At 32.2% G+C, this 9084-nt stretch carries 7 protein-coding genes; 3 read left to right on the forward strand and 4 right to left on the reverse strand.

Annotation, left to right across the window (positions count from 1 at the left end):
* Positions 1 to 625 precede the first annotated feature (625 nt).
* Positions 626 to 1024 carry a T9SS type A sorting domain-containing protein gene (locus tag FLAPXU55_RS23275; RefSeq protein WP_180861737.1) on the reverse strand — a complete coding sequence of 133 codons (399 nt, stop codon included), beginning with the start codon at positions 1022 to 1024 and terminating at the stop codon, positions 626 to 628.
* Positions 1025 to 1474: 450 nt separating this feature from the next.
* Between FLAPXU55_RS23275 and FLAPXU55_RS23280 the strand changes: the two genes are divergently transcribed.
* The 3 genes from FLAPXU55_RS23280 to FLAPXU55_RS23290 all read left to right on the forward strand — a co-directional run bounded on the left by FLAPXU55_RS23280 (position 1475) and on the right by FLAPXU55_RS23290 (position 4170).
* A complete protein-coding gene (locus FLAPXU55_RS23280; protein WP_053474112.1) occupies positions 1475 to 2347 on the forward strand; it encodes an AraC family transcriptional regulator in 873 nt (290 codons plus the stop codon).
* Between the two features lie 354 nt (positions 2348 to 2701).
* Positions 2702 to 3571 (forward strand): alpha/beta hydrolase, encoded by an 870-nt coding sequence (locus tag FLAPXU55_RS23285; RefSeq protein ID WP_180861739.1) that lies wholly within the window; start codon positions 2702 to 2704, stop codon positions 3569 to 3571.
* A gap of 86 nt (positions 3572 to 3657) precedes the next feature.
* Positions 3658 to 4170 (forward strand): hypothetical protein, encoded by a 513-nt coding sequence (locus FLAPXU55_RS23290; protein WP_180861741.1) that lies wholly within the window; start codon positions 3658 to 3660, stop codon positions 4168 to 4170.
* A 60-nt stretch (positions 4171 to 4230) separates the two neighbouring features.
* Here the strand turns inward: FLAPXU55_RS23290 and FLAPXU55_RS23295 are convergent, their stop codons facing one another.
* The 3 genes from FLAPXU55_RS23295 to FLAPXU55_RS23305 form a co-directional block, all read right to left on the reverse strand.
* Entirely contained in the window at positions 4231 to 6063 is a 1833-nt protein-coding gene (locus tag FLAPXU55_RS23295; RefSeq protein WP_180861743.1) for a T9SS type A sorting domain-containing protein, read from the reverse strand.
* A gap of 184 nt (positions 6064 to 6247) precedes the next feature.
* Positions 6248 to 7213: a TerC family protein gene (locus FLAPXU55_RS23300; RefSeq protein ID WP_180861745.1), complete on the reverse strand. Its 966-nt coding sequence runs from the start codon at positions 7211 to 7213 to the stop codon at positions 6248 to 6250.
* Between the two features lie 552 nt (positions 7214 to 7765).
* The gene (locus FLAPXU55_RS23305; RefSeq protein WP_053474107.1) at positions 7766 to 8782 is read right to left on the reverse strand and encodes a glutamine synthetase beta-grasp domain-containing protein; all 1017 of its coding nucleotides are present in this window, start codon (positions 8780 to 8782) and stop codon (positions 7766 to 7768) included.
* Positions 8783 to 9084: the final 302 nt, after the last annotated feature.

Raw genomic sequence — 9084 nt, forward strand, 5'->3', positions numbered from 1 at the left:
CAGCTATATGTTCCCGTGGTTGAAACCACGGGCTATATTTAAATTTGGGATGAATTTTTAGGATGTGGAGAATATGTAGATTTCTTGTACAGAAAGAATTGAAAACATAACCCGTGATTTTAACCACGGGGAACGTAATGTAACCACAATATAATATCAACTATATGTTCCCGTGGTTGAAACCACGGGCTATATTTAAATTTGGGATGAATTTTTAGGATGTGGTGAATATGTAGATTTGTTGTACAGAAACAATTGGAAACATAGCCCGTGATTTTAACCACGTTTAACGTAATGAAGCCACAATACAATATCAGCTATATGTTCCCGTGGTTGAAACCACGGGCTATATTTAAATTTGGGATGAATTTTTAGGATGTGGAGAATATGTAGATTTCTTGTACAGAAAGAATTGGAAACATAGCCCGTGGTTTAACCACGGAGAACGCAATATAATCACAATAAAAATCTAAACTCTAAAATCTGCAATCTAAAATCTAATATCGAAAGTTTAGAGCAAAAAAAAACAGCCCAATAACCACAAAGAGCTGTTTTTAAAACTTACGTTTTTAACTTTACTAACTATCTAACCTTAGTTTATACTTATGAGAAAAGTATAAGTTTTTTAGCGTACTGCTACGCTAGTATTTTTGTCTGAAACTGTTTTGTAAACAGATGAAATTGCTTTTGAAGATAAAGTAGCGATTTCGTTATTTACATTAATTTCATATCTAACTTTTTTTGCATTGTCTTCAACTTCTAAGAAGTAAACTCCGTCAGGGAAATCTTGTAAGCTGAAAGTTCTTAAAATTCCGTCTTTACCAGAAGCATTTTCAGAATACAATAAAGTACCGTCTGTATCGTATATAGCTAATTTTGCTTTTTGAGTTTGGTTAAGACCAAAAGTGATCGTTTTTCCGTTTTTCAATACATGAAGATTAAAGTCCTCATTTCCATCAATCGCATAAGTGCTGATTCCTGATAAAAGCACCGCACACACTAAACTTAATTTTATCTTATTCATAGTATTTGTTTTTAAAAATTATTATCTCTAATTCTCTGATGTAAAATTACTTCAGCTATGCGAAAATAATATCAACTCTATTTTCCAATTTATGTGCTATATTCTCATTTACGAAACCGTTATAGGTTAAAATTTGAATTATTTTAGGTGTTTTAGTTAATTACGTTGTTATTTTTCAATGTTTTCTAAATGTTAACGTTTTGAAAAACTTCCAATATTCTTACATAAATTATGAATGTCTATAAAAAAGGTCGAATAAATAAGAAATCTTAAAAAAATCTTGAATAAAAATATGGGTTGTTTAAAAAAAGACGTTTTGGCGATAATTTGTTACATTATTTTTTTGTTGTTTTAATGAAAAATCCTCATTTACGAAACCGTTATAGGTTAAAATTTAAATTATTTTAGGTGTTTTTGTTAAATTTGCTATTATTTTTTAAAGAAATTATCATGAAAACAATTGCCCCAGCTCTTGAAGTGATAACTAACTCATACGGAAGTTCTTTTACCTACACTAAACACGCCGAAAAGACCAATAGCAAAGCTCATTTATGGCATTATCATCCAGAGATTGAGTTGGTTTATATTAACGGCGGGGCAGGAAAAAGACAAATAGGAAGCCATGTTTCCTATTATACAAATGGTAGTTTGATTTTGATAGGGTCTAATTTGCCGCATTGCGGCTTTACGAATGAACAAACGGGAAATGTAAACGAAACGGTCATTCATATTAAACCTGAATTTTTAGGGAATGGCTTTTTTGGTGTACCGGAAATGAGAAAAATTCAAAATGTTTTAAGTCAGTCTAAAGGCGGAATCGCTTTTGGCGGAGAAACTAAAAAACATATTGGAAAAAAAATCGAAGCAATGGAAGACCAGCTTCCGTTTGAACGTTTGCTTTCGCTTTTAAGTATTCTGGATGAATTAGATTCGTCTGAAGAATATACAATGCTAAACGCAGATGGTTTTGCAATGGAACTGCAGACTCAGGATAACGATCGTATGAATGTGGTTTTTAATTTTGTTAAAGATAATTTTCAGCAGTCTATCGCTATCGACGAAGTTTCGAATTTAGTGAGCATGACAACGCCTTCTTTTTGTAGATATTTTAAAAAGATTTCAAACAAAACTTTTACAGAGTTTGTAAACGAATACAGATTGGTGCACGCCTCTAAACTTTTGGCCGAAAAACCGATAAGTATAAATGAGGTTTGTTACGAAAGCGGTTTTAATAATTTTAGCCACTTTAGCAAATCATTTAAACAATACACAGGTAAAAGCGCATCGCAATACCGTCACGAACATAAGATTATTATTAGTTAATAGTTTTATGTTTTTTGCCACAGATTATAAAGATTAAAATGATTTTTTTTTAAGCCACGAATTGCACGAATTTCCACGAATTAGTTTGTGAAGAATGTTTGATATTTTTTGCCACAGATTAAAAGGATTAAAAAGATTTTTAGAATCAGTTTATAAGCCACATTGAAAAATAAATTCGTGGAAATTCGTGTAATTAGTGGCAAACCAATTTTTCAAAGAAAATAATCCATAGAATCATTTTAATCTGTGGCAAAAATATTAGATCCGACTAGTTAAAAGCTGGTCGGATTTTTCATTTAGTTTGTTCAGAAAAAAGGTATATTTACACTCCTTTAATCAAAAAAAACTATCAAAATGAAAAACCTTAAAATTTTAGTATTCTTTGTTTTTCTGTGTGTTTCGTCAATAACATACGCAGCAAAAGTAGATACTTTACAAATTGCAAGTACCGCCATGAGCAAAACCTATAAGGCGGCTGTAGTTTTACCAAATTCGTATGCAAAAAGTAAAACCGCGTTTCCGGTAATGTATTTATTGCACGGAGCATACGGACATTTTAGTGACTGGTTAAAAAATACTCCAAATAAAAAGCTGGTTCAGAGTTTATCTGATCAATATAATTTAATTATTGTAATGCCCGAAGGTGAAACGTTTAGTTTTTATCTCGACAGTCCTGTAAATAAAGAAAGCCAGTTTGAAACTTTTATAACGCAGGAAGTAATTCAAAAAGTAGATAATACCTATCGAACAATTAATAACAGAACCGGAAGAGTTATTACCGGACTTTCGATGGGCGGACACGGCGCTTTATATCTTTCTGCCAGACACCCAGATTTGTTTTGCGCTGCCGGAAGTATGAGCGGGGCAGTAGATATGAGTACAATGCTTAACCGCGAATCTTCGGCACAGGTAATAAAGTTAATGCAGCCTGTTTTTGGGGACAGAAGTGACAATTCTGAATTATACGCGCAGCACGCCGTTATGGGAATGCTGGATAAAATAAAAGCAAACAAATTACCTCTAATTATTGACTGCGGAGTAGATGATTTTCTCATCGAACCCAACAGAGAATTACACCGCCGATTAGTTTATAATAAGGTAGAACACGATTATACCGAACATCCGGGTGCACATACTTGGGAATATTGGGAAAATTCACTACCTTACCATGTATTATTTTTTAGCAAGATCTTGTTTAAGAATCAGGTTGTTGTAAAAAAATAATATAAAATTTCATTTCAAAACCCGTTTAACAAAATTTTTGGTTTGGTTTTTGGAATGCTTTTATAAACTTATAAAAAATATATATTATGAAAAAGATACTTACGTTATTCGCTGTTGTTGGGTTGTTTGCATTTACGGGTTGTTCAAACAATGATGATGATGTAGATTATGATACAATAAGTGGAGTTTTTGATGTTCCAAATGTTTCTTTTACTTCGGAAAATGATTATAGTAAATCAGTTCCTAATCCTTCTCAGTATGCTTCGGATGTTATATTGGTTTATAGATCAGCAGGAGTGGAAACAAATGGAAATAGAATTTGGAAATTACTTCCAGAAACATATTTCACAGATGATAGAGGATTAGATTTTACTTATACTTTTCAGTTTTCACGAGATTATATTGATATATTTATGGATGGATATGATTTGGATGGTGTTAACAGTAGTTATAGATTAAATCAAGTATTTAGAATTGTAATTGTGCCAGGAGATTTCCTAGGTACAAATAAAAGCGTAAATAAGGCAGATTATTCAGATTACAATGCAGTTATTAAGAAATACAATATTAATGATAAGAATGTTAAAGAATTAAAGTAAAATAACAATATAAAAAAAGGAAATCAGCAATGATTTCCTTTTTTTATATTGTTAGATATATTAGTTTCTTTTTATAAATGTCAATTGTGAGGTATTACTTCGACCTCTTACTCCTCCCGTTGGATTTTCAATGTTTATAAAATAGGTTCCAATAACTAAATTTGAAACATCTATACTTATTAGGTTTTCATTTACAACGGAAAAATTCACACTTACAGTTGTTCCCGTTACATTTGCTACAGAGATTTTTGTACTAGATAAAAGATAGTCGGTAGACTTATTTTCTACATATATAACAGAAGACGCCGGATTTGGATATGCAATTAACGTTGGAGCGCCGTATGTTCTTCCTGCTTGTAAATTAGTTTCATTACTATATGACTTTGAGGTGTAATTTCCGGTATTATTAATTGTATAGTTAATTGTTGCGATCCTTCTGTAGTTATAAGTAGTTTCTACAACTAAGTCTCCTCTGGTTCCAATAACAAATTGTAATGGTGCTGGAAGATAATCTTTTGATGTTGCTCCGGCAATATTTGACCAAGCGCTATATTGATTAGGTCTTGTATTTTTAATTGCCTGACTCTGCCATTGATAAGTAGTGCTTATAATTTGAGCATTTGGTATGTTTTCAATAGCTGCTATTGAGCCGCTTATTGTAGACGGATTCTCAATTTGTTTTAAAGTAGTATCCATAGCTAAAACCTGATCACAACATATTACATTATTGTTTTTTAGAGTTCTGGGGATAACTTTTATAACATTACTAGCATTGCTTATTCCTTTATAAAAAGCAATTCTTCTAATAACTAGATAATTGTCTTCTAGGTTTGGGATGTTTTTTAAAACTGCATATTCTAAAGTTGCAGAGTTACCGTTTTCAATTGTAATCCAATTTTTATTTGTAAAATCATCATTTTGATTTGTTTTTGCATATTGCCATTCATAACGTTCTATAGCATCAAAACTATCTCCTCTAGATTGTGGGACATGATTTGGATTTTCGAGAATATTTAGATTTACCCTTGCAGATGCTCTGTCACTATATATTTGTTTTGGGTTTGAGTCTACGATTTCAACAAAACCATTTGCATCTTTACCTCCATCAATTATAATTTCATTGAGTATTGGCGTAGGAACAATTCTGATATTTATAGCGTTACTGTCATTAAAAGGAAAGTCACTACCAAGCCTTCTCTTGAAAGTTGCGTTTTCTGTTAAATAATCAGGAATTAGGATATTAATTTTATCGTTTGAATAGTTAGTACCAGTATAGGTTTTGTTAGGAAACTGACTATTGTCAATTTTAAGCCATGAAACAGAAACTTTATTAGGGGCAAGAGTAGAACCTACTATTGGAGCAGGTCTGTCTCCGTATCTAATTACCTGATCACAACATATAGTGTTTTTGAAATTTGGATCAGGTGGTGTTACTGGAGGAGTTACTGGAGGCGTTGTAGTACTGCCATTTTTTATAACAGAAACATTGTTGCTTTTATAAACTATACCTGAATTGCTTTTGTACTGTGCTAATATGTATCCTCCGGTAGTATTGAAATTACTTAGAGTTAAATTGATTACAAAGCTTATTGTGGCTGTATTTCCTCCGATAAAGTTTGTTACTCTTTCAAAGCCACCTTCAGTTACAATTGGCGTGATTGCTGAATCTTTTGTATATAAAATACTTAGAGTGCCTTCACTGCCTACAGGTACTGGTGATTCTATTTTTACTGATAATGAAACAGTAGATCTGTCTACTGATTCAAGATTTATAGGGCTTGTACTAATTACACTTTTATTATTGACAACAAGTGGTGTAAGTATGACCTTTTGTCCTATTGCTATTGAGCTGAAAAATAATAAAATAAATAAATAAAGATAATTTTGTTTCATAAATAAGAATTAAATTAATAATTCTATAAATGTACTTGTTTATGTTTATTTTCTTATAATTATAAATAAAAACATAAGATTATTATTAAAATTTACTGTTTTTGTGAAATAAATTATCTTTTAAAAATAAAAAAGAGAAAATCATTACGATTTTCTCTTCTTATAAGTATATTTTGAAATGATATTACAAATCAGAATCAGTAAGTTCTTTTTCTTTTCCAAATTTAAGTGAAACCAAAATTCCAACTAAAAGTGAAAGTGCAATAAATCCTAACGAAGCCCATTCTGGAACGTGAATCCATTCGTGAAGAAGCATTTTTAAACCTACGAAAGCTAAAATAGCTACTAAGCTGTATTCTAAGAAACTGAATTTTGCCAGCATATTTGCCAGGAAGAAATACATAGAACGTAAACCTAAAATGGCGAAAATATTAGAACTAAATACTAAAAACGGATCTGATGTAATGGCTAAAATCGCCGGCACGCTGTCAACAGCAAATAAAACATCCATAACTTCAATTACGATTAAAGCAACGAAAAGCGGGGTTGCAGCTTTTTTTCCTTTTTCGGTTAAAATGAAAAATTTCTCATGCTCCATGTGAGACGTAATCGGAATAATTTTTCCTAACGTTTTGTATACAAAAGAATCTTTCGGATTGAAATCTTCATCTTCTCCTGAAAATAACATTTTTATAGCAGTAAATACTAAGAACGCTCCAAAAACATAGGTTGTCCACGTAAATTTATTAATCAGCATAACGCCGAAGAAAATCATTAAACCACGGAAAACAATTGCGCCCAGAATTCCCCAGAATAAAACACGGTGCTGGTACTTTTGCGGAATTTTAAATGAAGCGAAAATAATTGCAATTACAAAAATGTTGTCAACACTTAAAGATAATTCGATTAAATAACCTGTAATAAACTTCATTGAAGCCACGGCAGGCTTTAAACCGTCGGGATTTGCAATATAATCTGTAGTATAAAGCCAATAGATAACACCTGAAAACAAAAAAGATAAAGTTACCCAAATCAAGGTCCATTTACTGGCTTCTTTGGTGCTGATAATATGTGGTGTTTTATTGAATACACCTAAATCTAAAGCAAGAATAAAAACTACGGCCAATAAAAAGAGAGTCCAGACTATCATGATGGTTTTTTTAAATGAATTACAAAGATAAGTTTTGAAGTTTAAATTAAAAATTATTTATAAGAAAGGTACTTTTAAAATTAAGCAATTTTGTGAGATGTTAGGGCTTTGTCAAAGTTTAACCCAATCTTGTCATTCCGAGGAACGAGGAATCGCACTAGAAATTCCGCAAAGAAAGTCGCCAATCTTTGTAGAGTTTCGTGTGCGATTCCTCGTTCCTCGGAATGACAAAACTGCGTGCTTATTGAAAATGATAAAAAGACCGTTTTAAATCCGTGTCATCTGTGTGCTATTACATAAGGCTTTGTAAACTTTGCAAATTTTGTTAGTGTGGTTGCTTCGTTCCTCGGAATGACAAACTGTGTGTGCATTGTTAGGGATAAAAAAATCTGTTTAAACCAGCGTCATCTGTGTGCCATTACACAAAGCTTTGTAAACTTTGTAATTATTTATTAGTGCGGTTGCTTCGTACCTCGCAATGACAAACAATGATAACAAAAAAAAGTGCCAACAATTACGATGGCACTTTTAGAATATATTCTAAGCTTTGAATTATAGCGCTGATTTAACAGTTTTGATAATTCTTGCAGCAATTTTGTATGGATCTCCGTTTGAAGCTGGTCTTCTGTCTTCTAACCAACCTTTCCATCCTTTTTGAACAGTCATCAAAGGAATTCTTATAGAACATCCTCTGTCTGAAACTCCATAAGAGAAATCGTGAATAGAAGCAGTTTCGTGCTTACCAGTTAAACGTTGGTCATTGTAAGCTCCGTAAACCGCGATATGCTCAGCAGTAACAGGACGGAAAGCCTCACAAATTCTTTCGTAAGTAGCTTGGTCTCCACATGTTCTTAACACCTCGTTAGAGAAGTTAGCGTGCATTCCAGAACCATTCCAGTCAGTATCTCCCAGAGGTTTTGGGTGATACTCAATATAGTAACCATATTTCTCAGTCAAACGATCTAATAAGTAACGAGCAACCCAGATTTCGTCTCCGGCTTTTTTAGCACCTTTAGCGAATAATTGGAATTCCCATTGTCCGCAGGCAACCTCTTGGTTAATACCTTCAAAGTTAATTCCGGCAGCGATACATAAATCAGCATGTTCTTCTACTAATTTTCTTCCGTGAGTGTTTTTTCCACCTACAGAGCAGTAGTACATACCTTGTGGAGCAGGATAACCTCCAACAGGGAAACCTAATGGCAATAAAGTTTTAGTATCCATGATGAAATATTCTTGTTCGAATCCAAACCAGAAATCATCATCCTCATCATCAATAGTAGCTCTACCGTTAGAAGGGTGTGGAGTTCCATCAGCGTACATAACTTCAGACATTACTAAATATCCGTTAATACGAGTTGGATCTGGATAAATTGCAACAGGAACTAACAAACAGTCAGATGAACCACCTTCAGCTTGTTTTGTTGACGAACCATCAAATGACCAATTTCCAAGTTCTTCTAATGTTCCTTTGAAATTTTCGTGTTCTTCAACTTTAGTTTTACTTCTAAGATTTTGAGTTGGTTCGTATCCATCTAACCAAATGTACTCTAACTTAATTTTAGCCATAATAATATAAATTTATTTTTTTTGTTTTTTCGCTGGGTCAAATATAGATTTATTTTTTTAGTCCTAAAAATTAGGGGGCTATTTTGTTGGGCGAAGTATAATTTTTTTGAGAAGCGCAATTTTGATAGGGGTATATTCTAAAAAAAGCAATTTTAAATACTTAAAAAAAATAAATTCGTAAAAATAAGGGTAACTTTTTGAATTTTAGGGTTAAGAAATTATGAAAAAATGTTTATTTAATGAATAATACTAAGCTTTTTTGTTATATTTCTTTACAACATAATCACTATTCTTTAAAAAAG

This window comes from Flavobacterium panici (assembly GCF_903819335.1).
In the GTDB taxonomy this organism is placed as follows: Bacteria; Bacteroidota; Bacteroidia; order Flavobacteriales; family Flavobacteriaceae; genus Flavobacterium; species Flavobacterium panici.